Consider the following 329-nt stretch of genomic DNA (forward strand, 5'->3'; position numbering starts at 1 on the left):
AAGAAATCTCTTCTCGTTCTGGTGTAGCGCCAAACGAACCTGTTCAGAAACAATCTATTTCTCCTATTCCAGAAACAGTTATAACTCCAGATTCAACTCCAATTAATTCTTCTGATACCAAACAAGAAATATCTTCTTTCGATACTAAACAAGAAACGTCTTCTCGTTCTGATGTAGCGCAAAATGAACCTGTTCAGAAACAATCTATTTCTCCTATCTCAGAAACAGTTAAAACTCCAGATTCACCTCAAATCGAGTCTTCTGATGCTAAACAAGAAATCTCTTCTTTCTCTGATGTATCACCAAGTGAACCTGTTCAGAAACAATCT

Annotated in this window: 1 protein-coding gene; it reads left to right on the plus strand. The window is 36.5% G+C overall.

The window, feature by feature from the left end:
• Positions 1 to 329: hypothetical protein (locus tag JUI58_RS22210; RefSeq protein ID WP_204106029.1), on the plus strand; the 329-nt coding region annotated here is incomplete at both ends.

The sequence above is a fragment of the Spirulina sp. CCY15215 genome (assembly GCF_016888125.1).
Lineage (GTDB): Bacteria > Cyanobacteriota > Cyanobacteriia > Cyanobacteriales > Spirulinaceae > CCY15215.